The following is a 25,097-nucleotide window of genomic DNA, read 5'->3' as shown; positions in this document are numbered from 1 at the left end:
CTTGAGATCCCGGATCGCCGCAAAGCGTCCGGGACGGTATATCGATTAGCGGCGCGGGCCCTTTTCGAGCCACGCCACCTGGGCGCCATCCCGACGGGACTCGTTACGCTTCTGGGCCGGCCTGCCCTGAGATTGCCTTTGGCCATGCGCCTGCTGGCCCTGGGCCTGCTGTCCCTGAGCCTGACGTTGCCCGCCGCCGTTCGGCTGGCCGGCGCCGGCAGGCTTCTGGCCGCCGCGACGGCGGCGTTTGGGGCCGCGCTCAGCGTTCGGGTCGGCGCTACGCGACTGCCCATGGCCTTGATGGCCACGAGCATGCCCGGCGGGGCGGCCGCGCTGTTGCTCGCGACGCGGCTCGGGAGCCTCGCCGCCGACCGGACCGGCGGAAAAACCTTCCGGCAGCGCCGCGACCGGCACCTGCATGCGGGTCAGTTTCTCGATGTCACGGAGAAAGGCCCGCTCCTCGTCGTTGCAGAACGAGATCGCGAGACCGTCAGCCCCCGCGCGGGCCGTGCGGCCGATGCGGTGGACGTAGGATTCCGGCACGTTCGGCAGATCGTAATTGATCACGTGGCTGACGCCTTCGACGTCGATGCCGCGGGCCGCGATGTCGGTCGCGACCAGCACCCGGCAGGTCCCGGCGCGGAAAGCGGCGAGCGCCCGCTCGCGCTGCGGCTGGGACTTGTTGCCATGAATCGCGGCTCCGGCGATGCCCGCCTTATCCAGCGAGCGCACGACCTTGTCCGCCCCATGCTTGGTGCGGGTGAAGACGAGAACGCGGTCGATGGCCTTGTCCTGCAGCACGATTTCGAGCAGCGCCTGCTTGCGGCCGGTAGCCACGAACATGACGCTCTGCTCGACTCGCTCCGCCGTGGTCGCCACGGGAGTCACGGCGACCTTGGCGGGATTACGCAGGAAGGCATCGGCGAGCGACGAAATCGTCTTCGGCATGGTGGCCGAGAAGAACAGGCTTTGCCGGTCCTTCGGCAGAAGCGTCACGATGCGCTTCAGGGCATGGATGAAGCCGAGATCGAGCATCTGATCGGCCTCGTCGAGGACGAGGATTTCCACGTCGCGCAGGCTCAGGGACCGGCGGTCGACGAGGTCGAGCAGGCGGCCCGGAGTGGCGACGAGAACGTCGACGCCAGGAGAAAGCTCACGCTCCTGCTTGCCGATGGTCACGCCGCCGAACACCACGGAGGTGGTCAGCTTCAGATTGCGGCCATAGGTGCGGAAGCTGTCGGCGATCTGGCCGGAGAGTTCGCGGGTCGGGCTGAGCACCAGCACTCGGGCGCTCTTGCGGATAGGGGCGCGGGGATTTTCGGTAAGGCGGTTGAGGATCGGCAGCGCGAAGGCCGCAGTCTTGCCGGTTCCCGTCTGGGCGATGCCGCAGATATCGCGGCCTTCCAGCACATAGGGAATGGCCTGCGCCTGGATCGGGGTCGGCTTCTCATAGCCTTCGGTCGCAAGCGCCTTCAGGATCGGCTGGGCCAATCCGAAATCGGTAAATAGGGTCAAACGTGTGGTCTTTCAAAGAGATGCGGAGAGCCACAAGGCAATTCTGCTGCCGAAACGGACGCTGCTTTGGCTCAAGGCGACAACCCGCGTGATGGGGCTATCGTACGGTCAAGCGATTGAAGAAAGGGACCGGGGTTTCCACCATCCGGCGGATATCCGTCACGCAGCCCCACTCAAGCGGCTCATCTAAGAGCGCTGACGCCGTCCTGTGCATATGAGGGAGAAAGGCCTGTTCGTCAACCGTATCGGCTGACATAAAGCACGGATCGCCGAATTAAAGCCGGATGAACGGAGCAAGGCGATGAGGCGGAACCCGACCGATGTCCTCCCCCGACCGCATGCCCTGGGGCTTCGTCCTTGCCCTCTCGACGGCCCAGCTCGTCTCCTATGGCACGATCTTCTACGCCTTCGCCCTTTTCATCGAGCCGATGGGGCATGAACTCGGCTGGTCGAAATCCGCCCTGACCGCTGCCTATTCCATTTCACTGGTCGCGTCCGCCTTCTTTGCGATTCCGGTCGGGCGCCTCATCGATCTGGGCCATGGCCGCATCATCATGACCGGCGGCTCCATTCTCGCCGCGCTTCTCCTTGCCCTCTGGTCGAAAATCGAGAGCTACCCGCTCTTCATCCTGATCTGGATCGGGTTGGGGGCCGCCATGAGCGCCGTGTTCTACGATCCGGGCTTCGCCGTTGTTGCCCGCCGGCTCGGATTTCTCGCACGGCGGGGACTTACCGTGATGACGCTCATCGGCGGCTTCGCCAGCACGGTATTCGTTCCCCTGACGCATCTGCTGATCGAGGTTCATGGATGGCGCGGGACGCTTCTGGTCCTCGGCGCCTTCAATCTCGCGATCTGCGCGGTTCTGCATGCCGTCTACATTCCCCCGGCGGAGAAATCGGCCAGACATTCCGGCAGCTCCCATGCCGCCCGGCCGGTTTCGAGTCCCCGGCATCTCCTCCGTCGCGCCTCCTTCTGGTGCTTCGTGGCGACCTCGATCGCGCAAGGAATGATTTTCACCGGGATCCCCCTTCACCTGATCCCACTCCTCATCGAGCGGGGCTTTACCCTGGACGCGGCGGTGGTCGCCTTCTCGGTGATCGGACCCGCCCAGGTGATAGCCCGGCTCGTCATGGTCCTCAGCGAGCGGCTGTTCAGCATCAAGGCGCTGGGCGTCATCACCATGGCGCTGAGCGTGCTCGCCTTCGCTCTCCTCCCCTTCATACCGCCGGGATCCTGGCTGGTCGTGGTCTTCGCCGGCATCTTCGGAGCGTCCAACGGCATGATGACGATCGTGAAGGCGCTCCTGCCTCCGGAATTGTTCGGCCGGGAGAATTATGGCGCCATTCAGGGCATGATCGCCACGCCCGTGCGGCTAGCCATGGCCACGGCCCCTTTCGCCTTCGGAGCCCTCTGGTCCTGGTGGGGCGGCTATGGCGCGGTTCTGGCCGCATGCCTCGTCCTGGCCCTCTGCTTTCTTGGGACTTTCGTGCTAAACCTCACCCTGGCCCGCGAACCCTGAACATTGTTCAGATTTTGCTTGCCTTAGACGGCTAAAGGAAACATGTGCAGGAAGCCGGGAGGACCCGGTTCGAAGGAAAGACTCAGTTTCGTGACGACAGTGACAGATCTTCTGATTGTGGGCGGCGGCATCAATGGCGCGGGCATTGCGCGCGATGCGGTGGGCCGGGGCCTCTCCGTGGTTCTCTGCGAACAGGGCGATCTGGCCGGCTATACCTCGTCCGCCAGCACCAAGCTGATTCACGGCGGCCTGCGCTATCTGGAATATTACGAATTCCGGCTGGTACGCGAAGCTCTGTTCGAGCGCGAGCGCCTTCTGGAAGCGGCCCCCCACATCATCTGGCCTTTGCGTTTCATCCTGCCTCACGAGAAGGGCATCCGCCCGGCCTGGTTCGTGCGGCTCGGCCTGTTCCTCTACGACCACCTCGCCCCGCGCAAGCGTCTGCCGGGCACGGAGACGATCCACCTGACCCGGCATCCGGCCGGCAAAGCCCTGAAGCCCGGTTTCGACACGGCCTTCGTCTATTCCGATTGCTGGGTGGAAGACAGCCGCATGGTGGCGCTGAACGCGCTGGACGCCGCCGAGCGCGGCGCCGATATCCGCGTGCGCACCAAACTCGTCTCGGCCAGCCGCGACGGCGATACATGGCTCGCGACATTGCAGAGCGCCGCGACCGGCGAGACGACGGAAGTCCGCGCCCGCGTCATCGTCAATGCGGGCGGTCCCTTCGTGGCCGACGTGCTCAATTCCAAGCTCGGACTCAACACGCAGAAAAGCGTGCGCCTTGTGAAGGGCAGCCATATCGTGGTGCCGAAGCTCTTCGAGACCGAGCAGGCCTTCATCCTGCAGAACACCGACAAGCGCATCGTCTTCGCCATCCCCTATCAGGGCAAGTTCACGCTCGTCGGCACCACCGACATTCCGGTCGAATCCGTGCCTGACAAGAAGGTGACGATCAGCGACGAGGAGATCCGCTATCTTTGCGATGTGGTGAATCACCATTTCCAGAAGCAGGTCACGCCGGCCGATGTGGTATGGACCTATTCCGGCGTGCGCCCTCTCTTCGACGACGGCTCGATCAACGCCTCCGCCGTGACGCGCGATTACGTGTTCGATCTCGACAAGCCGGAGGGACAGGCCCCGGTTCTGTCGATCTTCGGCGGCAAGATCACCACCTTCCGCAAGCTCTCGGAACATGCGCTGGACGAGCTGAAATCCTTCTTCCCGGCCATGAAGCCCGCCTGGACGGAGACGGCGAAGCTGCCGGGCGGCGACCTGCCGGATGCGGATTTCAACCGCTTCCTCGCCAGCGTCAAAAAGCGCTGGCCGTTCCTGCCCGAACACGTCGCATACCGCCTTTCCCGCGCCTACGGCACCCGGATCGATGAGCTTCTCGGCAGCGCCCGATCGGTGGCGGATCTCGGCGAAGATTTCGGAGCCGGACTGACTGCGGCCGAGGTCGACTATCTCGTGCGCCGCGAATGGGCGCGCAGCGCCGAGGATATTCTCTGGCGCCGCTCGAAACTCGGCCTCCACGTACCGGCGGGTGCCCCGGCCAGGATCGACACTTACCTCAACAAACGCTACGCGGCTGCCGTCGCCGCGCAATAGCGCCTGCAACAAGAACGTTCCGGGGAGCACTTCATGGCCAGCTATATCGGCGCCATCGATCAGGGCACGACCAGCTCGCGCTTCATCGTCTTCGACCGCGCCGGGGCCATCGTCTCGGTCGCGCAGAAGGAGCACGCGCAGATCTATCCCCAGCCCGGCCATGTGGAGCACGACCCACTCGAGATCTGGCGGAATACGCAGGAGGTGATCGAGCAGGCGCTGGCGAGGAAGGGCCTGAGCCCTCAGGATCTCACTGCCATCGGCATCACCAACCAGCGCGAGACGACGCTGATCTGGGACAGGACAACCGGCAAGCCGCTCTACAACGCGCTCGTCTGGCAGGACACCCGCGTCGATCCGATCGTGCAGGAATTCGCCAGGGATGGCGGGCACGACCGGCTGCGCGACAGGACCGGCCTGCCCCTGACGAGCTATTTCTCCGGCCTCAAGCTGCGCTGGCTGCTCGACAACGTGCCCGGCGCCCGTGAAAAGGCCGTGGCGGGCGATGTGCTGTTCGGCACCATCGACACCTGGCTCGTCTGGAACCTGACCGGCGGGCGCTGCCATATCACCGACGAGACCAATGCCAGCCGCACGCAGCTCATGGATCTGCGCAAGCTCGCATGGGACGACGAGATCCTCGCCCTGTTCAATATTCCCCGCGCCTGCCTTCCGACCATCGTGTCGTCGAGCGAGGTCTATGGCGAGGCGGTGGGGCTGCTCAAGGGCGTACCGATCGCCGGCATTCTCGGCGACCAGCAGGCGGCTCTGGTCGGCCAGACCTGCTTCCAGCCCGGCGAGGCGAAGAACACCTACGGCACCGGCTGCTTCATGCTGATGAACACCGGCGAGAACCCCTACCCGTCCACCTGCGGCCTGCTGACCACGGTGGGCTACCGGTTCGGGCAGAAGAAGACCGTCTATGCTCTGGAAGGCTCGATCGCCATCGCGGGCGCCCTGGTGCAATGGCTCAGGGACAATCTCGGCATCATCCAGTCCAGCACCGATATCGAAGCGCTCGCCCGCAGCGTCGAGAACAATGGCGGCGTGACCATCGTTCCCGCCTTTTCCGGCCTCTATGCGCCGCATTGGAATGCGGACGCCCGCGGCTTGATCGGCGGCCTCACCCGCTTCGCCACCAAGGGCCACATCGCCCGCGCCGCCCTGGAAGCCACCGCCTTCCAAACCCGCGAGGTGCTGGACGCGATGACCAAGGATACAGGCATCGCCGTCAAGGAACTGCGCACCGATGGCGGCATGGTCGTCAACGAGCTTTTGATGCAGTTCCAGGCCGACATTCTCGACGTGCCGGTCGTGCGCCCCAAGGTCATCGAGACTACGGCCCTGGGCTCTGCCTATGCCGCAGGCCTCGCCACCGGCTTCTGGGCCGGCACCGACGACCTCGTCCACAACTGGGCCGTCGACAAGCGCTGGCAGCCCTCCATGGAGGCAGCGGAACGCAAGCGGCTCTTTGCGGAATGGGCGAAGGCGGTCGGCCGCGCGATCGATTGGGCGTGAGGGCTTGACGGATCATGGCCTGTCACCACACAACCCGCGCGAAAAAGGATATCCCATGCCACTGACCATTTTAACTGTTGTCGGCGCGCGGCCACAATTCATCAAAGCCTCTCCGGTGAGCCACGCCTTGATCGCCCATGGCGGCTTCCGGGAAATTCTGGTCCATACCGGACAGCATTTCGATGCGGCGATGTCGGATGTCTTCTTCGAGGAGCTCGACATTCCGAAGCCGGCCTACAACCTCGAGGTCAACAGCCTCGGGCATGGCGCGATGACGGGGCGGATGCTCGAAAAGCTCGAAGAGGTGATGATCGCCGAGAAGCCCGATTGGGTTCTGATTTACGGCGACACCAATTCGACGGTGGCCGGCGCGCTTGCGGCGGCGAAGCTGCATATCCCGGTCGCGCATGTGGAGGCCGGCCTTCGTTCATTCAACCGGAAGATGCCGGAGGAGATCAACCGCGTCGTTGCCGACCATGTGAGCGCATTGCTGCTGTGCCCGACGCAGACCGCCGTCGACAACCTGAAGGCGGAAGGAATCACGAAGGGCGTTCAGCATGTCGGCGACGTCATGTACGACGTGACCCTATCGGCGGTGGAACGGGCCAAAGGACGTTCGACAATACTGGAGTCGCACGGCCTGATGCCCAAGAGCTACGCCGTCGCAACGATCCATCGCGCCGAGAACACGGACGATCCGACCCGCTTCGCCCAGGTAGTTCGGTGGCTCTCGGAACGCGGCCGCGAGATCCCTATCGTCATGCCGATGCACCCTCGCACCCGAAAGCTCATGGAGAAGAACGGGCTCACGCCGGAAGGCGTGACTCTGATTGATCCGCTCGGCTATCTCGATATGGCTTGGCTGACGCACAATTCCGCAGCCGTTTTCACCGACTCAGGAGGCCTCCAGAAGGAAGCTTACTTCCATCGTGTGCCGTGTGTGACGCTGCGCGACGAGACCGAGTGGGTGGAGACGGTGGAAGCCGGCTGGAACAGGCTCTGGATCAATGAATCCTATAAGCCGCGCCGGAACATCATTGATTATGGCTCAGGCGAAAGCAGCGGCAGAATTGCAAGCCTTCTCGCAACCGCGGCGCCTTAACCCGCAGCCAGATTCATCTCAACTCAAGAGGGCACGGAACGAAGTGTCGCTCCGTTCCGTGCTCTTATAGCATCTGGGGCTATTCAGTCCCGCAACCTTTAGAGGATGAACCAGGAGGCATCCGGTTTCACTTTGCCAGCCAGCCTCAGAACAGCCTCCCCGGAGGGATCAGCGTCCGTGTTGAGATAAATCAAAGTCTCTTTTCCACTGAAGGCATACCGGATTTGGCCCGGAGCGCTGAAACCGTCGTTTCCAATGAATGTGAAAGACTGTTTTCCCGGTCGCGTCGTATCCGCGTCGATGAGATTAAAACTGAGCTTATCGCCCTGCGCAGCAGAAAAATCCTTCACGATATCAGCATCCTTCAACCAGGAACCGATCTCTTCGACACTCCTCCAAAGGAACGTATCGGCGCCAGGACCGCCATAAAGAGTATCCGTCCCAAGGCCGCCTTCCAGCACGTCGTTGCCCGTGCCACCGATCAGAAGGTCATTGCCCTCCATGCCGATGAGTCTGTCGTTGCCGCCGCCGCCGGTCAGAACGTTGTCGCGCGCATTGCCCACGACCCAGTTATTGAGCTCCTGCCCCGTACCGTAAATGGCATTGTCTGTAAGGACGAGATCCTCGACGTTGCGCCCGAGAATGTAATTTTCACTCGAAATGACGGTGTCATGTCCACCTCCGGATCTTTCGACGACAATGTCGCTGGTGGAGTGGACATAATAGACGTCGTTGCCCTTCCCACCCTCCAGGCGAACTGTTTCGGCTCCGCTAATGAGGGTGTCATTGCCCTCCCCGCCGAAAAGAGCGTCCACTCCATGAGTGCCAGTCAGGACATCATTACCTGCAGTGCCCGAGATTTTTGAGGCAGTCGCCCAGTTATAAAATTTAACGGTGCCATCGTCATAGGTAATGGTCGTGCTCGTTACCTGTCCGGACGCATCGAACACATCGCCGTATTGCGACCATGTAAAGGAGCCTGTTTCGTCGTATTCCGTTTCCAGCACCTGACCGTCGTCGTAGTGGGTAATAGCGTAGTCGATCTTGCCGTTAGTGCTGTAGTGAACTTGGAAGCTTGACCAAGGCTGGGCCGATTTCGCATCGTATGAGATAACGTCCTTGGACCGATCATCGTATAGGGTAATCGTCTGCTCAAGACGGCTGAACGCCGTCACTTTCGTTGTCTTCTTCAACCAATCGTAATGGTCATCGCGATCCCAATGGGTAAAAACATGGCTCTTGTTGTCCATGAGCATGTATTGTGCGTCGACCCGGCCATTCTGGTCGTAAAAATATGTATTCTTGAGCCAAGACTTCGAATTGTTGGAATCGACCGTGATTTTCCAGGACCGAGCATCGCCGTCGATAAGCTTTTCACCTGAATCGTCGAGATAGGTTGCATTTTTCACGAAATACAAAGCGTATAATTCGCCTGCCACGACTCCATCGGCATGGCTGTAGTTTACAGGCGCATAGGCGAAGGTGTCATCCGTCGTATGATATGCTTTCGCACTGATAGTCTTTGGATCCACAAAAACGCCCTGCCAGCCCTTCAAGGAACTTTGATGGGTAACGACATTCGGCCAAAGGGCCCGTGCCTCTTCCATGGAAAGAGGCACGCTGCTTCCCTGGCGGGTGAAATAGAGACCGAATGTGGAATCGAAGAACATCCACTTGCCGTTGATGAAGAGTTCCGTCGCCGTATGGTTGGCTTGGAAGGGAACATCGTAGAAATTGACACGGCGATGCTGAACACCGATGCCTTCGAACAGGGACTCCATCAGGGTGTCCCGCCAACCGCAGGATGCATTCATGACCGTCGGGACGCTTTTTGCGCTTGTCGGCTCAGGTCCGGCGCCAGCAGGCAGCAAGGATGTCCAAAGCCAGCCGGTCATGATCTTGGCCAGGGAGAGAGGATCCGACTTGTTGGCCCGCATGAATGCGGCGAGTTGATTATACGCTTTCGACATGGCCTCTGCCCGTTGCTATATTATTCCGCAACGCTATTACATAGACGCCAACTCGAAGTCTAGAGGAATGTTATTGTATTTCCGGATCCCCTTCCCAAACGTTTCAGGAAGAATTCATATCGGGCACCCCACAGGCAACCTGCTTCCCCGCTTGGCTTATGCAGCCCTGTGGGATTCAAGGTTTGTCTCGAATTCCCTGCACAAATAAGTAGGGAACGGTCCGGGTTGTTCCTTAAGGCAAAGATCGGATTTGATGATTCGCTTGCAGCTACTGTCCATGCCCCCCTGCAGACACACCTCAGGCCCAACGGAGACCCGTACCCGCATGGCGGCAAACTGCACCCGCTTGCATCACACGCGGGAGTTCCTCCAGCGCCATCTCCGGCTTCGAGCGGCGCCATCATCCGATGGGCCGACCGCCACGAAGTGGTGCAGCTGATCGTAATCGGCCTGTGCCACTCGGACCGCGATGGGCTGCGGGCTGTTGCGCTCTCAAGCGGCTGAGATGCTCATGGCGGACCTCCACTTGAGATCTCTCGACTGGAGAAGGTGCTAGAGCTCGTCCTGCTCCTCATACCTGCCAACGTAGCGCCAGGTTCAAAAGGCATGCCTCAGGGAGAATTACTTTTCAGAAGCAGGCCGGGACATAATCGAATCCGCTCAATGCGCTTTCTGTGGGGTTGCTCAATCGGTAGGATTTCTTTGTTGGCCTCGACAGGCTAATCAAGCCATTCTGCCTGATCTAGAAGGGTCTGTGCCATGTCCTATGACGACAACAACATATTTGCTCGCATTCTCCGCAACGAATTACCGTGTCACAAGGTATACGAAACGGACCATGTGCTCGCCTTCATGGATGTTATGCCGAGAAGCGAAGGACATGTTCTCGTAATCCCGAAAGCTAAAGCAAGAAGTATCTTTGACATCGACCAGAGTGATCTTCATCACGTCTTCAGCGCCGTTCAGCAGATATCGCGAGCAGCAAGAGAGATAATGAAGGCTGACGGTGTGTCCATCATCCAGTCAAATGAGAGCGCCGGAGGACAGGTAGTATTTCATATGCATGTTCATGTCATTCCCCGTTGGGAAGGGATCGAGCTGCGGCCTCACTCGAGTGTCATGGAGAAGGCTGACGTTCTGGCTGACGTTGCTGAACGATACAGACAATTCTTCGAGGCATGAGAGGCTGAACGTCTAGGTGAATGTAAATGTAAGGGCGGATTGACTTGCCCCAATTGAGTGATGAGGTGTGACGTTAATTCAAGATTGACCATACCTCCAGCTTGCAAGCAGGCAACATGACCTGAGGCGTGAGTGGCTGATAGCCCGAGGATGAGTGCAGGCATACGGTGGCTTAGAATCTCCATCGCCTTTGTGGCGTGTTCTCGGCCTCGGTTGTGCTGGATGGGCCGATGAAGGGCCACGCTTCACTGGCTTATGTCGAGTAGATCCTAATGTCGTCACGCCTGGCGGTTGACATGGGGATCATGGACAGCCTGCCGCCGCAAAGGGTGCGGTGCGGGTCCTCATCGCCTCCGGAGGAGCAACGCTTAGGCTTCTATTCGCCTGATTTGAACCCCATCGAGTAGGCCCTCTCAAAATTCAAAACGCGCTTGCGCAAAGCCAAGGCTCGAATGGCCGAGCCCTCTGGCAAGTCATCGGTGAGATTTGCCGTCCCCTTCAAGCCGCAGCAGTGCTGGAGCGACCTCAAGGCTGCACGATATGCCTTCGTCTAAAGATCCGTTTCTCTAGCGCATCCTGCGGAAAAGTGGACCCGGTTTTCCGCATGGAACGATGCGCTCATCCAACGAGAGAGCATCGGACCCAAAAGTGGAATCCACTTTTGGGTCCGATGCTCTAGGCTGGATATCCATTCCAGCGGTCCAGCAGAATTGCCCACTCCATGCCAGCTCTATTCGCTGACAGTCCGCCGCAGCCCATCGGCGAGGGATGTAAATCGGTTCAGATCGAAGCGAGACCCCAAGCGATCGAGGTTGGGGACGATCCGGGGTGAGCCTCCCTCATGGACGGAGAAAGTTGGCTCCTCTCCCACGGCTTCTCCGATCGCGATTGCAAGTTCGCGGATACTCACTTCGGATGGGGACGCGACATTGAAGATCCCTGTCCAGTTCTCGATGAGCGCATGCTGAATGACACTGGTGATGTCATCGACATAGGTTGGAGCCAAGCGCATCCCTTGGCCGTCCGCGGGAACTTGGACCGGGATCTGGCCCCGAACTCGCCGGATCAGGTCGGGCACAAGCCGATTCTCTTGCCCAGGCCCGTAGGGGAAGAACAGCCTGAGGATAGCGAGAGACATGAGACGGTCGAAAGGTCGCGCCAACCGCTCGCCGGCCAATTTCGTGATGCCCAGATAGCTGGTGGGATCGAGTTCGTCGCTCTCCTTGATTTCCGAACGGTAAGGTTCGTAGACGGTGCCGCTCGACAAGGAGCAAAAGCGCTCCACGCCGATATCGGCCGCATAGGTGAGCAATGCGGCCGTCGCGGATACGTTGACCCTGACCATGTCCCCTACATCGCCTGGAAAGTTCCGGAAATTCCGGGACTGAGCGGCGTGGACAAGCGCATCGGCTCTCGCCGGAAGCCCTGCGGGACGTTCGTCTCGGCTGAGATCCCAAACCACCGTTGCAGCATGGCTCAATCGCGTTCCCGGCTCCCGCACGATCGCGATGACCTCATGTCCGCTTTCAGATAACGAGCGGATCAACTTGGCGCCGATGAACCCCGTCGCCCCGGTGACGATCACACGCATGAGAAGCTAGGCTCCCGACTTCGTGAGAAGCACGGAGATACCGTTCGGGTTGGAATCATTGAACTGATAAGTGGCGACCCCAAGCTCCTGTAACCAACCAGCGACCTCTTCTGGCGTGTGCTGCCACGCGTTGTGAGGATGGTACCAGTCGAAGTTGACCATGTTGTTCGTTTCGAAATCGAAGCTGTCGTTCCAGAAACACTTGACGAAGTTGTAGTAGATAAGCCGCTGAACGTCATGCGTGCCCGCCGGAATCCCGAGAACCGGAATGGCGGAATCGAGCGTGACCGTTGCATTGAGTTTCGACAACTCCCGACCAAGCACCGTCAAACCCTCGCAGGCGGCATAGCACTCCTCAGGCGTGAGCTTCATGAAACTCTCTCGGATCATCGCATCGCAGAATTGACGAGCCGCACCCATCTTCTTGTAAACGTAGAAGAAAAACTGACCGCCAGGCCGCACTTTTTGGTAGAGAGCGCGCACGGCGGCTCGCGTGTCCGGGGTGTGGTGCAGAACGCCGTCAGCGATAATGAGGTCGAACGTTTCATCGGGAAACGGCGCCTCCATCAAATCGGCTTGGACCGTCGTGCAGTTCGGCAGGACGGATGTGTTGCCGAACGTCGTGAACGCGGCATCCGAGATATCGAGCGCCGTGACATGGCCATTGCAGTTCTGAGCGATGAAGCGGGTATTGAATCCCGACCCGGGCCCAACCTCGAGCACCCTTTCCCGATTGCGGTAGAAAGCCTTCAGCGCCTCCCTGTCAGGCAGGGCAAACTTCTTGCAGTACCAGCCGAAGAGAAAGTCCTCGTGCTCGGGCTGAAGACCATAGGTTTTGAAGCGTCTCCACTTGTCGGAGAAGGTTTCGTTGGTCTTTGCCTGCTCCATCTTCGCGCTCGCTGCCGGTGCATCGGAAGGCACCGACAGGCCGTGACGACGGCAAAAATCCTGCAGGTCGGGGCGGAGCGGGCCCGTGAGGAAGGATGGCACCCCATCCAGGATCGGAAACCAATTATCGGTGCCGACGACTTTGAGAATTCCCTCAAGGATATGCTCCCCTTCCTCCCGGAAAGAGACCACTTCAAGCTTGCCATCGGCGGCCATGCCGGCCGGCCGAAACTGCGATGGATCCATCCTACGCAAGATATTGTTCCTTTAATTATATACGGTTTCGCGCTGGGTGGCCGCCACGCCGCCCAAAACGCCGCTTTGCCGGCACCAACTCTCGAAGCTCAGAAGACACCAGATCAGCGCGACATGATTGGCTGCGCCACTGAAGTGCTCGTCGAGCTTTCGGCGGATGAAGCTGGGTTGAAACACCCCCTGGGATGCAAGCCCGGACAGCTTCGCCTCGACCCAGGGCCTGAGACGCCCTCGGTACCATGACGCGTCCGGCGGACCGAACCCCATTTTAGGTTTCGTATAGATAGTCTCCGGTACCCATGGCCGAACAGCTTCACGAAACAGGATTTTCCCGGTCTGACCATCAGAAAGAAGGTTCCACGGGATTCCCAACACGTGATCAACGACCTCGTTGTCGAGAAGCGGAACGCGTGTCTCCAACGAATGAGCCATCGACAGCTTGTCCTCGAGCACCAAGAGTCCATGGAGGTAGGTCTTTGCGTCAACATACATCAACGCGTCCCAAGGATCGTCAGAGGGAGCGGACAGGAATGTCTGCCGAATCTCGCCAACCGGATCGAACCCTCCAGCGGCCTTGAGAAAATCCGGTGTAAAGGCTTCGGTCAGTTCGTCAGCACGGATCGGCACGTTGAGCATCGCGCGAAATGTCTGGAAGATGGCATCGGCGCTCGTCTTGTCCGCAAGTGATACCCTCTGGGAGCCCTGCATCCGCGGGATGATCGCATAACGGCCGACATAGCCTCCGGTGACCTCATCGCCACCCATCCCGGAGAGGACGACTTTTGCATCCGCCGCTACCCGCTTGGCGATGAGGTAGTTCACATAGGCCATGCCCATGCGGGGATATTCCAGCGCAGCAATGGTCGAATCGAGATTCTGGATCAGCGCATCCTGTGGGATCTCGAGTTCGACGCGATCGATCCCCAAGGACCCCGCGACCGCGCGCGAGAATTCGCGCTCGTCCACGAAGCGGTCTTCTCCGACTTGATCAAGGTCGAAGATGCAGGAATATGCTCGCACGCCAGGCCGCAACTGATGAGCAACGGCTGCGATGGACGAGCTGTCGATTCCTCCCGACAGGTATGCCATGACCGGCACATCCGCCGCGAGTTGGCGGTCCACCGCTTGGTGCAGAACCTCGCGAAATTCACCCGCCTCTCGCTCCAGATCCGTTCCACGGCTTCGCGAGAAAGTGAAATCCCAGTACTGGTGCTGCCGACGGCCGGACGGAGTTACCAGTTCAAAGTGCCCCGGTTGCAGCATCGAGACTCCGCGGAACGGAGTTCGCCCGTGCCAGAAGTTCATCAGGCTGAAATACTCGACGACGGCTGCGGCATTCGCCTCCACGGGGACAAGACCGCTCGCATGCAGTGCACGCACCTCGGAAGCGAAGACAAACGATCCATCCTGACCCGTAGCGACATAAAGCGGTTTGATGCCGTACCGATCGCGGGCCAAAAACAGGCGCTTCGCATGTTGGTCCCAGATGGCGAATGCGAACATGCCGTTCAGCCGTTCCGGCAGACGCTCACCCCATTGCTCCCACCCGTGGACGAGAACCTCGGTATCGGAATGGTCGGACTTGAAACGATGCCCAGCCGCCTCGAGCTCGCGCCGCAACTCGCGATGATTGTAGATTTCTCCGTTGAAGACGACCCAGATACGGCCGTCTTCGTTCGTCATCGGCTGCTCGCCGTCGGCAATGTCGACAATGGCGAGGCGCCGAAACCCTAACGAGACATCTCCATCCGACCAGTAGCCATCGCTATCCGGCCCTCGATGCTCAAGCGCATCCGCCATTCGGCGAACGCGGTCAGGCGCCTGCGGGTCTCGACCGAAGTGGAGGCTTCCTGCTATTCCGCACATTTTGAGGGGCTTTCAATTTCCGAGCAAGCTAGTTTCATCGGCAGGGCGGCGAGCATCATATTTGGCCGCCCCCCGTCCCGCTTGCGGGATCATGGAAGGCCAGCGGCGCCGCAGGGTCCTCGTACACTCGAGCGAGCGCCGCCGCAATGGTGGCGGGATTGTGCCATTTCTCAACGAATTTCCTCGAACGGGAAGACCACTCTCCCCACTCGGCTCGGCGATCGAGTGCGCTTGCTATATCAGCAGTCAGTCGGTCCGGACGTATATTGCCGATTGGAAGATCTGCGAGCATTTCCTTGGGAACAAACTCGAAATCCTCCTCCCGCAAGTAACACAGAACCGGCTTTCCCATCGCCATGACTTCGACTGCGAACCCGCCGTACCACCCTGCCAGCACTTGGTCGATGACCAGATCAGCAGTCTGGTAGGCTTTCAGCGCCTGTTCGTGTGTCATATCGCGGACGAGTATGAACTCGAACTCGTAATGGTGCCTCAACTCATCCATTGCCTCAAGGATCGCCGGCGTCCCCTTGATCGCGCCGTTCGTGGGCGCATGAAGGATCCTCGGCGGGCGATCCAGGACGGGAAGGACGACATCGAACGCGTCGATCTCGACACTGCTGTACGGCAGGAACTCTCCTCTATCCAGGAAATGCCCCAACTCCGGATTGAGAAAGAAGACGCGATCGGCTTTTGGAAGAATATCGCGGATGAAACGTCTCCGCTCGTCATCCAACGTTGCGAGACATGTATCGAACACTGTGCAATGGCCCGCGCGGCACGGTGTGAACCGGTTTCTGACGGTCGAGTCGCCGGCGATCCGGACGTCGCAGCCCTGGAGCGTGAAGATAATGCGACGCCCCAGTCGACTAGCCACTTCGACGTCAAGAAAGGGAAGGTAATTCCTGGGACCGTAATCGTCCCAGTACATGAGAGAGCGGCCGAAATAGTAATGCAGAACATCGTAGTCAAATGGTGCCCGCAGGCCATTCACCAGTCGGGCCCGCATTTCATCTTCCGATACCCAGCCGAGAGGACTGATGATCCGGTCGGCTTGATAGCCGAGCGATGGGGTGTAGTTCACGACGAGTTCACTGTCGATCCCGAGCTGCCGCTCATGTCGGGAAAGAACCCACGGTTGGTTGCCGATATTGACTGGCCCATGAAGTACGCGCATCAGGCCCGCCCCATCGCGGCAAGCGATTTGACAGAACCTTCCTGCGCCAACGTCCGATAGAGAGTTACGAGCCGCTGCCACTCACGATCGGCATCCAGGTCGGCGATCAGACCCGGCATCCTCGCACGCATCGACTCGGCAAGACCTTTCTCCTGATGAAGGCGCTTGATGGCATTGGCAATCGACTGCGGATCATAGGGATCAAAGAGAAGCCCGACTTGGTTTCCATCAACGAGCCGTCGAACCTCCGGATAATCCGCGGCCAGAATCGGAAGCCCCGAATAGAGATATTCGAAAACCTTGTTAGGCAACGCGTAGGAAAAATTCTTGCAGAGGTTGGGCAACGTCCACACGCCGCAATCGGCACCCTTGGTAGCCGCGACAACGTCTCGGGATGGCACCGGCGGTAGAAGGATCAACCGATCCGAAGCTCCGATCCGCTCAGCGATCGCTCGATATTCGTCTCCGAAAATATCGAGACTGGGTCCGCGGATGACCAGGACGAAATGTTCATAATGCGCCAACGACTCGATTACCGGTTCAAGCAATCGGGATGGACCAGTTCCACCCTGCCACAGGACGACCAACTTATCGTCCGGGATATTAAGTTCTGCGCGAAGCGAACCATACGCACGTGTTGGCTCTTGGCTCCCTGACGGAATGTTCCGTATCACATGCACCTTTTGCCGACTGAACGAGAAATTGCGCTCCAGCTCGCTGGCGATCGACTCGCACACGGTAATGACGGCCGCCGCACGAGCCATGGCGAGCCTCTCGACCCGACGATAGGCGGACTTGATAGGACGAGGATGCTCGACGTAGGTCGCCTTTTCGTAATCCCACGACACGTTTTCCGAGTACCACTCGTGAAAGTCGCAAATGCAGGGAACCTGCAGCCGGCCGGCAGCGGCAAGCCCGATCAGCGCCGTCGAGAGGTCATGGCTATGGATCGCGAAGGGACGCTCCTCGCAGATGGCCTCGAGGAATTCAGACCCCATAAGGTAAGGTGGCACGCCAAGATAGCTCATTGCGCTGGGCGGCAGCGGGCGGAACTCCACGCCCGGGCCGTAGTCCAGAACGGCAGGAGTCTGAGGGGTACTCATCGCATCGGGATAAATAATCTTGATGCGGAAGCCCGCATGAGCGAGCGCCTGCGCTTCCCGCATGACGCGTGGATCGACGCGCAAGTCGGAAAATACAATCATGAGAATGAGCGGCGCCGCGTCACGCGCGGGCGCTACCCTACGGGGTGCCCGTAATGCTGGGACGACGAAATCCACGATATTGTTGCCGGTCGTGCTCCACCGCCTGAGGCTAGAGTGGAATGCACTCGACTGGTATCGCGCGACGATGGCGCCTTGAAGCTTCTGGAAGTCCGGTCGGAATGACGACGGCTGGAGGAATAGTTGCTGGACTGACCGTTTCGTTTTTTCAAACGCGATCTTCAATCGCGCAAGAAACGTGGCGCATGAGGCTACTGCGTTCCGAAGAGGAGCGGTGAGATGCCAGGATCGGCTTCCCATGATCTCGTTCAGCTGCTGGACGAGTTTGTCACGCTCAGCCTCTGCAATCTCCAATCGCCGCATCAGCTGGTCGCGCTCCCATAGCGCGGCATCGGCGTTATCACCGGCACCTTGTGCAAACACGGCCTTTGAGCTCAAATCACTGCGGCCGACCGGCATCGCAGGGACTGTAGGACCGGGGTCATCTGCAATGAGCTGCGGCGCTGTTGCTGGCTCGGCTATTTCGGACCGCTCGATTTGTGCTTGAGGGCGATCTACTTTCAAGAAAGCACCTCTTTACACGTTGAATCGGCCCCACGGGCTGTTTCCACATCGACCTCCTCGGCAAGATGCCATGGAACGGGGGGCGGACCAGTCAACAGTTCCGGCAGACGGTTCTGGATTTCGGACAGCCGCTGTTCAATTCGCCGATTGATCCGGTCAGGAAATCGCGCCGACCTGAGATACATAACGCCAAGGCGGCTCGCAACGGCATCAAGGGAATAGTAATGCTCGACATAGGAGCGGCTCCTTCGCCCTAACTCCGCAAGATCGAGCTGTCCCTCCAGACAGCGTTTCAAGGTCGCGTAAACCGTGTCCGGCCAAGCGTTGATAATTGGGCAGTTGACTGGATCCAACGCCATATCCGGCCCGCGCAAATAGCACAGCACTGGCTTTCCTAGCGCCATTGCCTCAAGCGCAGTATATCCATGAAAACCTGCGATGAACTGATCAGCGATGAGATCGCATGTTTCGAATAGCCGGATCACCTCGGTGTTAGGAACTCCTTGCACCCGGACCAGCTCGATCGCAAAGCCCTCAGATTGGAGCCGCTCCACCGCATCGATCAGATACTGGGTTCCCTTGAAGTGCGGATGGTTAGGCGCATGCGCAACCCGCAAAGGCCGATCCTTCGTCCAGTTCGATCCACAATAATGGAATTTCGCAAGGTCGAGGGGCCAGAAGTGCAAGTTGGTCGCCCCGGGGACGTAGGCCAGCATGTCGCCCATGGCGAGCATTTCCGTAGCATACTTGCCGATGCGCCCGATATTGCCGCTTCCTTCCGTATCATCGCACATGCAGAATTGTCCTGGCTGCGGACATTCGGCGCAGAGATTGTAGCGACCCAAGGACAAGGTCGCCTGACGTGTGCGGACGTCCGCGCCATAGGTATAGGTATACAGGCGCTTGTCGAAGGCTACGATCGCCTTCATCTCATCTTCGTTGATTTCCATCCGCCGTGTCGGGAGCACGACGCTGCGATCACAGAACAGGTGAAACACATCGTAGCGGATGAGGGCAATGCGCAGAATTATCTTGTGGAGTCTGATGGTCCAGCTTGGGTGCTTCGTGTAAATATATTCGCAGAGTCTCTTTAGATTAATGTCGAACGAATTCGTTATGTAATAAGTGGTAAATACGAGACTATCGGATCGCAATCCGAGCAGGCGGTCACACTGAGCGAGCAGCGGCAGAGTCAGAATCGGTGTCACGCCCCACATCGTTCGAGGGGTGCCGAACCGTCGGCGCCAGCCCGCAGCGAGGGTCGTCAGAGCGTCGAGCCCAAGATTGGCACTGCGAACCACCGCATTACGGCACCATGGTGCAATGCCTTTCACGAAGCATGACACCCTGCCTGCACATCGTTGCAAGGCACTCTTGAAACCAATGACCGGCCGGCCGGCCGACCGAAGCGGAGCCGTAATTCGCCACGACGTCGACCGGTAAACGGTGTCGAGCTCTCCCTTCAGCTGCGCAATTTCCGACGCATGCACAGCGGCAACCTGAGCCATCTCCGCTGAATGCTCGGCGCGTGCTGCTGCAAAATCGCGCGCAGCGCGATCGAGCCCTGTTTCCGCTTGACTCAGGCGAGCAGTAACATCCGCTAGCGGCCCAAGCAGCGCCTCATAGGCCGCCCGATACCGCTTCTCGGCATCATCAGGTGCCGTCCGTATGCCGGATGATGTTCCTATTGAAGCGCGCGTCATTGCTCATAAGTCTCAATCGACCAGGAATCACACAATTCGCGAGTGATTTCTACCGCTATTGCCAACCTGGCTACCTCGACAACCATGAAACCTTAGGCCCTATCAGCGTTAATGAAGCTGAAATGGCAATAGTTCTCCACGTCATCGCGCCCAAATAGCTTAGGTCAGCCCCCTTCGTCACACTTCGGATCGCGAATAAACATAAAAATTTTGTTCGATGTCAATGTGCTGAGCCGCCTCAAAAGTGAAATACTCCGCCATGATCTCTTGGAACCAGGGCCGATCGAAATGAAACAAGTGATAGTTGTCAATCGGCGTCGGCTCCACCTCTGGGTGCGGATCTAAATACTTGCCTCCCGGGATAAATCCGATCCACAGGATGAAAACGCCCGAAGGTGAAAGCACTCTACGGATTTCCGAGAGGGTCTTTTTTAAAGAAATAACATGATCAAGAGAAGTTGCGACGATAACCGTCTCGAATGAACCATCCGGCCAAGGAAGGTACTCCGCGCAGCCTCGATAGAATTGAAATGGATGGATTTCGCGCTCCTCAAGCGGATCGAGCCCAGCGACTAGCGTCAGGTCGTAACCGTCGAGATAATAAGGCACGGGTACGGGGCCGCACCCGATGTCAAGCAGTCTCCCATAGGCGTGCAGGCGTACCCAATCCCTGAACCGACCTGCAGTTGGGTGATTTGCCGTACTCAGATTTGCGTCGGGATCATTCCGATAGAGGGGAATCGCATTGTCGAACAATACCTTCCATATCGGGTACACCTTCGGATAGTCGCGCTCCAATCGTTCGAGGATCTCAGGAAACGACACGCTCCGATCCGGCTCCGACAACACGGGAGCTTTTGCATTCATCAGAAATGACACACGCCTTACATTGCGCTTGGCCTCTCGCCTGAGCGCCTCGATTTCGCTCGACGATTGCTGCAAAGCCTGCGCTATCGTGTCGAGACGGCTCGTGGACTCCTCGCTGACGTCACCAAATTTGACAGCTAATTCCGACAGGACTTGCTCGATACTTTTCGTTGTTTCGCCAACAGAAGTACTTACGCGCAAACAATCTTCAAGCTGCCCCGCGAGAATAAAAGTTCTCTTCTGAATGTCTGCGGTGACCGCCTCCAGATTGCTTACCTGATACGGGAGTCCTCTCAGGCTCTTCGCGAACCGATATGCATTCTTAAAAACGCGGACCAGCCGGTTTTGCGTTTCCTCGGCGGCAACGTCAGCCATTTTGGTCCTCACCGCCCTGCGGGGGTTCAGCCGTCAGGTGTTCCCATTTGACGATAGGGAAAAAGAGAGCCTCGGACGGGTATCCAGTCTGGACGATCCTCATCTTGTAGACGCGATGGTGATATTCGTAGAATTCGACATTGTAAGGAATATTCTCCAACAGCCCGATGGATAGGATGTAGTCACCCGCAAGCAGTTGGTTCGCTGTCAGCGTAAGCGAGACACGTCCCTCTCGCCCTGCCCGACGCCGGAATGGGGCCTCGTCATAGGCCAGATCGAAGCTCAGCGCCTCGTTGCCAGACAGATTGCACGTGCTGACCTGTGAAACAAGGACGAGATCTTTTGCCCTTTCTATGCCGACGGCCATCCCGAGGGTTCCCTCCGGAATCTCGCCCTCGCAATGATACTCGACATCGATTACGATGTCCTCCCACGTCCGGAACGCATATCGCTCCGATCCGTCTGCATCCCGCAGCGAAATGCGGTCGATGACGATGGGACCTCGCCGAAAAGCCGTGACTTGGCTTCCAGCCGCAGCTTGATTGTCGGCCCGAAGCTCGTTGGACGCGACTTCAACGAGCTTCCCCTGCTCGCCAGAGATCCGCATATGGACCTCGTAGTCGTAGTTGCGCGTGACTTCCCGCGCGGGCCCGATTTCCCGCACGCCTCCCCCATCGAGCCAGATGGCCCTGTCGCAGAGCTGTGCGACCTGCGCGGAGCCGTGGCTTACAAAGATGACCGTGGCGCCGCTATCGCAGATTTCCTGGATGCGTCGGAAACTCTTGGCTGCAAAGTAGGCGTCCCCGGCCGCTAGTGCCTCGTCGATGATCAATATATCGGGATTGACATGAATCGCGGTCGCGAATGTGAGCCGGGACTGCATTCCGCTCGAATAGGTTTTGAACGGATAGTCGATCACATGCCCCAGTTCCGCGAACGCTATGATTTCGGGAATCTTTGCCTCGATCTCCTCACGAGACATGCCAAGGCACATGCCGCCGGTAATGATATTCTCACGTCCGCTGAAATCCGGATGGAAGCCTGTGCCGAGTTCCAGGATCGCCGACATCCGTCCGTTCACCTGCGCCGTTCCTGTGGTCGGGGTCAAGGTCCCGGCCAGGATCTTAAGCAATGTGCTCTTTCCGGCTCCGTTTGCGCCAATGATGCCGATCACCTCGCCCGGATAAATATCGAACGACACATCTGACAGGGCCCAATGCTCGCGCGATCGCGGCTTCCGCGCGATCAATTCATAGATCACGTCACGCGGATTGGCATATATCTGGTAAGCTTTGGAAAGGTTCTTGACCGTGATTACCGGCTCCCTTGGGGCCGGAACCGTCTGAAGATCCGCTGTATTGATAGCAAGGTTCATCACGCAAATCCTTAAAGAACATTGGCAATGTAAGGCCGGATCTTTCGGAACATCCGGCAACCAACAGCGAAAACTATGACCGCAAAGCTGAAAAACAGCACCCAAGCCCACGGGTGCTCGAAACGACCATAGTAGAAAATGTCCTGGAAGACCCAGATCGGGTAGCTGAAGGGGTTGATGTAAATGATTGGGGCAAACGTTTCAGGGACCCAGTCAGGCAGGTAGACTGCAGGAACAAGGAACACGCCCGCAACCGTAAATGCGACAATGAAGTCTTTAAGGTCGCGGAAAAATGGCGTTATCGACGATAAGATGAAAGAAAGTCCCGAGAGAAATAGGAAGAGCCCGCCGACGAAGAGTGGGGCGAGAAGGACAGTTATCGGCACCCCAAGACCGCCCAGAAATTGATAAATGATCAGAGCAACCATGCCGACGAAAAGTGGGACCATCGTCACAAATACTGCGCCGAACGGCAGCAGCTCCATCGGAAACACGACTTGTTTCACGAGGTTGGCCTGAGCGATGAGAACGGTCGTGCTGCGCGTCAGCAATTGCTGAATGGACAACCACGGGACAAGACCGGCAAGGATATAGTTCGTGTAGTCTCGAGGCATCTGGACAGACATTGCCAGTTTGACCTTCATGACGACGACGAACACGAAGATGTAGACGAGGAGCAGAAACAGAGGGTGTCCAACCACCCAGAACGAGCCGAGTAACTGCCCCGCATACTGACCGATCAGATCCCGGCGAACGAGTTCCCGGCATAGGGCGCGGTAAGTCCAGAGGTTTCTCAGCGCGTCCTTGGAGGCGGCGAGCATTTGCGTGGGGGAAAAGCCCCGCCTAAGGATGCCGAGCATGATCGCCGGCACCGATAGTAATCTTGAGGCAGTCAATGGTAAGCCGGTCAAAGGTATTCCTCGCAAAATTGTTCAAAGTTGAGCAGGGACCAGATTAGCAGGCGGCGATTCTCACGCCCTTCAAGATGGTCGGTAACAAGGCTCTGGATCGTTCGCTTGTCCAGGAAGTCATAAATACGCGCATTGCTATTGAACAGACGGCGGCGAACGTAGTCGATGCTCTCGCCCTTGAACCAGCTCGCGTCAGGTGCTGAGAAGCCCTGCTTAACGCGGTCCACGATCTTCGAAGGAATGTGACGGGCCATCATCTCCCGGAGGATGAGTTTTCCATCGCGTGTGCGCTCGAAATATCGCTCGTGTTTTCCGCCCGGTTCGTTCTCGTTGATGCGCACAACCTCACTGAGATTTCCAAGCTTCAGGCCGGCAGGCAGCCTCATTGCGAAGTCGGCGAGATCGTTGTCCAGGAACGGCACTCGGGTTTCGAGCGAATGCGCCATGCTAAGCTTGTCCTCAACGACAAGCAGGCCGTTCAGGAACGTCTTCGCCTCGAAATAAAGCGAATGATTGACGTAGTCCTCTGGCCGAGTGAGCTTGCTGGCATGTTCCTGGAAAACGCTCCTGAAAATTTCTTTCGCTGAGACGTGTTTGACGTCGCTCCAGATAGGCGCCAGGACGTCCGGCAGAAGCTGCTCGGGGACAAGCCGCTGCCAGAAGGCGTAGTATTTGTTGACGTAATCCTCAAAGTCATCGCTTGTAACAGCGCGATAATAACGCCACGGATATCCAGCAAAGAGTTCGTCGCCTCCCGCCCCTGACATCACGACCTTCACGAACCTGCTTGAGAGCTTTGCGGCGTAGAAGTTCGGATAGCACTGTCCGACCCGAGGCTCCTCAAGATGCCAGGCAAGCTTCGGAAGCGCCCGCTCCATGTCGCCTGCCTTCAAGACCATCTCGTAATGCTCGGACTTGAAGAGATAGGACATGTATTCTGCGGCGACACGCTCGTCATACCCGACTTCCACGCCGGACGCCGAGCTGACGTCAAAGCCCACAGTAAAACTCTTCATATTGGACAGTTGCTTCGACGCTACGGCAGCTATCGAGCCGGAGTCCATACCGCCCGAAAGGTAGCAACCGACATCGACATCGCTGATCAGTTGCCGCGATACCGCCTGCATGAAGAGATGATCTAACTGATCAATGAGTTCATCTTTGTTCGCTACTTGAGACGGTTCCTCGAAATGGTAGTCCCAGTAACGCACCGGAACGGCATTCCGATCCCCAGGCCGAACCTGAAGGTAGCATCCGTGCGGCAGCAAGCGGACGTTCCGAAAAAGGGTGCCGTCAGTGAAGAAATTCTGGAATGTAAAGTACTCGACGAGCGCCTCGGGATTCAGTCCCGAAGCGATCGCGCCATGCGCTAGAATCCCTTTGATCTCGGAAGCAAAAAGGAACGTGCCCTCAGCCTCGGCATAATAGACCGGCTTGACTCCAAACCTGTCCCTGGCGAGCGTTAGCACCTTCGCTTCAGTATCCCAGATCGCAAATGCAAACATCCCGTTCAGTCGCGGGAGCGCATCAAGCCCCCAAGTTGCGAAAGCCTGCAGCAACACCTCGGTGTCCGATCGCGAGACGAACGTGCAACCGCGCGCCGCAAGCTGTGCCCGCAACTCATTGAAATTGTAGATCTCCCCGTTAAAGGTAAGGCTGAAGCGGCCATCCTGCGTAACCATAGGCTGTCGCCCGAGCGGCGACAGATCGATGATGGCAAGGCGACGATGCCCAAGGCCGACCGGCCCGTACACGATCTGACCCTCGCCGTCGGGGCCGCGATGCGCAATCGCATCGCACATCGCCTTCAGACGAGTGGCAGACGCGGGCTCACCATTGCGATGAAAAATGCCGGCGATGCCGCACATATCCTATGCTTTCTCA

Annotated in this window: 17 protein-coding genes; 5 read left to right on the top strand and 12 right to left on the bottom strand. The window is 58.5% G+C overall.

The window, feature by feature from the left end:
- Positions 1-45: 45 nt before the first annotated feature.
- Complete coding sequence (locus tag AB4Y97_RS14100) at positions 46-1,515, bottom strand: DEAD/DEAH box helicase (RefSeq protein WP_441999678.1); 1,470 nt, start codon at positions 1,513-1,515, stop codon at positions 46-48.
- Between the two features lie 320 nt (positions 1,516-1,835).
- On the opposite strand from AB4Y97_RS14100, the gene AB4Y97_RS14095 reads away from it, so the two are divergent.
- The 4 genes from AB4Y97_RS14095 to wecB all read left to right on the top strand — a co-directional run bounded on the left by AB4Y97_RS14095 (position 1,836) and on the right by wecB (position 7,266).
- A complete protein-coding gene (locus AB4Y97_RS14095) occupies positions 1,836-3,035 on the top strand; it encodes an MFS transporter (protein WP_441999677.1) in 1,200 nt (399 codons plus the stop codon).
- Between the two features lie 90 nt (positions 3,036-3,125).
- Positions 3,126-4,646 carry a glycerol-3-phosphate dehydrogenase gene (locus AB4Y97_RS14090; protein ID WP_441999676.1) on the top strand — a complete coding sequence of 507 codons (1,521 nt, stop codon included), beginning with the start codon at positions 3,126-3,128 and terminating at the stop codon, positions 4,644-4,646.
- 33 nt (positions 4,647-4,679) lie between these two features.
- Entirely contained in the window at positions 4,680-6,164 is a 1,485-nt protein-coding gene (gene glpK, locus AB4Y97_RS14085) for a glycerol kinase GlpK (RefSeq protein WP_441999675.1), read from the top strand.
- A 55-nt stretch (positions 6,165-6,219) separates the two neighbouring features.
- Positions 6,220-7,266 (top strand): non-hydrolyzing UDP-N-acetylglucosamine 2-epimerase, encoded by a 1,047-nt coding sequence (wecB, locus tag AB4Y97_RS14080; protein ID WP_441999674.1) that lies wholly within the window; start codon positions 6,220-6,222, stop codon positions 7,264-7,266.
- A 98-nt stretch (positions 7,267-7,364) separates the two neighbouring features.
- Here wecB and AB4Y97_RS14075 read toward each other — a convergent pair whose 3' ends face one another.
- Entirely contained in the window at positions 7,365-9,236 is a 1,872-nt protein-coding gene (locus AB4Y97_RS14075) for a calcium-binding protein (protein WP_441999673.1), read from the bottom strand.
- Between the two features lie 759 nt (positions 9,237-9,995).
- Here AB4Y97_RS14075 and AB4Y97_RS14070 point away from each other — a divergent pair.
- Entirely contained in the window at positions 9,996-10,418 is a 423-nt protein-coding gene (locus AB4Y97_RS14070) for an HIT family protein (protein ID WP_441999672.1), read from the top strand.
- Positions 10,419-11,148: 730 nt separating this feature from the next.
- Here the strand turns inward: AB4Y97_RS14070 and AB4Y97_RS14065 are convergent.
- The 10 genes from AB4Y97_RS14065 to asnB (AB4Y97_RS14020) form a co-directional block, all read right to left on the bottom strand.
- On the bottom strand, positions 11,149-12,009 hold the full coding sequence (locus AB4Y97_RS14065; RefSeq protein WP_441999671.1) for an NAD-dependent epimerase/dehydratase family protein: 861 nt from the start codon (positions 12,007-12,009) through the stop codon (positions 11,149-11,151).
- A 6-nt stretch (positions 12,010-12,015) separates the two neighbouring features.
- Positions 12,016-13,143 carry a class I SAM-dependent methyltransferase gene (locus tag AB4Y97_RS14060; RefSeq protein WP_441999699.1) on the bottom strand — a complete coding sequence of 376 codons (1,128 nt, stop codon included), beginning with the start codon at positions 13,141-13,143 and terminating at the stop codon, positions 12,016-12,018.
- A 21-nt stretch (positions 13,144-13,164) separates the two neighbouring features.
- Complete coding sequence (gene asnB / locus AB4Y97_RS14055) at positions 13,165-15,018, bottom strand: asparagine synthase (glutamine-hydrolyzing) (RefSeq protein ID WP_441999670.1); 1,854 nt, start codon at positions 15,016-15,018, stop codon at positions 13,165-13,167.
- Between the two features lie 55 nt (positions 15,019-15,073).
- A complete protein-coding gene (locus tag AB4Y97_RS14050) occupies positions 15,074-16,195 on the bottom strand; it encodes a hypothetical protein (protein WP_441999669.1) in 1,122 nt (373 codons plus the stop codon).
- Positions 16,195-17,982, bottom strand: coding sequence for a glycosyltransferase family 4 protein (locus AB4Y97_RS14045; RefSeq protein ID WP_441999668.1), 1,788 nt, complete (start codon positions 17,980-17,982; stop codon positions 16,195-16,197). The genes AB4Y97_RS14050 and AB4Y97_RS14045 overlap by 1 nt, the downstream gene beginning before the upstream one ends.
- Positions 17,979-19,685 (bottom strand): hypothetical protein, encoded by a 1,707-nt coding sequence (locus AB4Y97_RS14040; RefSeq protein WP_441999667.1) that lies wholly within the window; start codon positions 19,683-19,685, stop codon positions 17,979-17,981. The genes AB4Y97_RS14045 and AB4Y97_RS14040 overlap by 4 nt, the downstream gene beginning before the upstream one ends.
- Before the next feature lie 177 nt (positions 19,686-19,862).
- On the bottom strand, positions 19,863-20,927 hold the full coding sequence (locus AB4Y97_RS14035) for a class I SAM-dependent methyltransferase (RefSeq protein WP_441999666.1): 1,065 nt from the start codon (positions 20,925-20,927) through the stop codon (positions 19,863-19,865).
- Positions 20,920-22,407 (bottom strand): ABC transporter ATP-binding protein, encoded by a 1,488-nt coding sequence (locus AB4Y97_RS14030; RefSeq protein ID WP_441999665.1) that lies wholly within the window; start codon positions 22,405-22,407, stop codon positions 20,920-20,922. The genes AB4Y97_RS14035 and AB4Y97_RS14030 overlap by 8 nt, the downstream gene beginning before the upstream one ends.
- Positions 22,314-23,174 carry an ABC transporter permease gene (locus AB4Y97_RS14025; RefSeq protein ID WP_441999664.1) on the bottom strand — a complete coding sequence of 287 codons (861 nt, stop codon included), beginning with the start codon at positions 23,172-23,174 and terminating at the stop codon, positions 22,314-22,316. The genes AB4Y97_RS14030 and AB4Y97_RS14025 overlap by 94 nt, the downstream gene beginning before the upstream one ends.
- 35 nt (positions 23,175-23,209) lie before the next feature.
- On the bottom strand, positions 23,210-25,081 hold the full coding sequence (gene asnB / locus AB4Y97_RS14020) for an asparagine synthase (glutamine-hydrolyzing) (protein ID WP_441999663.1): 1,872 nt from the start codon (positions 25,079-25,081) through the stop codon (positions 23,210-23,212).
- Positions 25,082-25,097: the final 16 nt, after the last annotated feature.

Origin of the sequence: Microvirga sp. 2TAF3 (assembly GCF_052114965.1) — a bacterium.
In the GTDB taxonomy this organism is placed as follows: domain Bacteria; phylum Pseudomonadota; class Alphaproteobacteria; order Rhizobiales; family Beijerinckiaceae; genus Microvirga.
The sequence above is the reverse complement of the archived record's forward strand: the minus strand, read 5'-3'. Positions and strand labels throughout refer to the sequence as shown.

Bases quoted from the DNA above. Each gene is read 5' to 3' on its own strand.
- AB4Y97_RS14095 (WP_441999677.1), top strand. From the start codon at position 1,836: ATGTCCTCCCCCGACCGCATGCCCTGGGGCTTCGTCCTTGCCCTCTCG.
- glpK (WP_441999675.1), top strand. From the start codon at position 4,680: ATGGCCAGCTATATCGGCGCCATCGATCAGGGCACGACCAGCTCGCGC.
- wecB (WP_441999674.1), top strand. From the start codon at position 6,220: ATGCCACTGACCATTTTAACTGTTGTCGGCGCGCGGCCACAATTCATC.
- AB4Y97_RS14075 (WP_441999673.1), bottom strand. From the start codon at position 9,236: ATGTCGAAAGCGTATAATCAACTCGCCGCATTCATGCGGGCCAACAAG.
- AB4Y97_RS14070 (WP_441999672.1), top strand. From the start codon at position 9,996: ATGTCCTATGACGACAACAACATATTTGCTCGCATTCTCCGCAACGAA.
- AB4Y97_RS14065 (WP_441999671.1), bottom strand. From the start codon at position 12,009: ATGCGTGTGATCGTCACCGGGGCGACGGGGTTCATCGGCGCCAAGTTG.
- AB4Y97_RS14060 (WP_441999699.1), bottom strand. From the start codon at position 13,143: ATGGATCCATCGCAGTTTCGGCCGGCCGGCATGGCCGCCGATGGCAAG.
- asnB (WP_441999670.1), bottom strand. From the start codon at position 15,018: ATGTGCGGAATAGCAGGAAGCCTCCACTTCGGTCGAGACCCGCAGGCG.
- AB4Y97_RS14050 (WP_441999669.1), bottom strand. From the start codon at position 16,195: ATGCGCGTACTTCATGGGCCAGTCAATATCGGCAACCAACCGTGGGTT.
- AB4Y97_RS14040 (WP_441999667.1), bottom strand. From the start codon at position 19,685: ATGACGCGCGCTTCAATAGGAACATCATCCGGCATACGGACGGCACCT.
- AB4Y97_RS14035 (WP_441999666.1), bottom strand. From the start codon at position 20,927: ATGGCTGACGTTGCCGCCGAGGAAACGCAAAACCGGCTGGTCCGCGTT.
- asnB (WP_441999663.1), bottom strand. From the start codon at position 25,081: ATGTGCGGCATCGCCGGCATTTTTCATCGCAATGGTGAGCCCGCGTCT.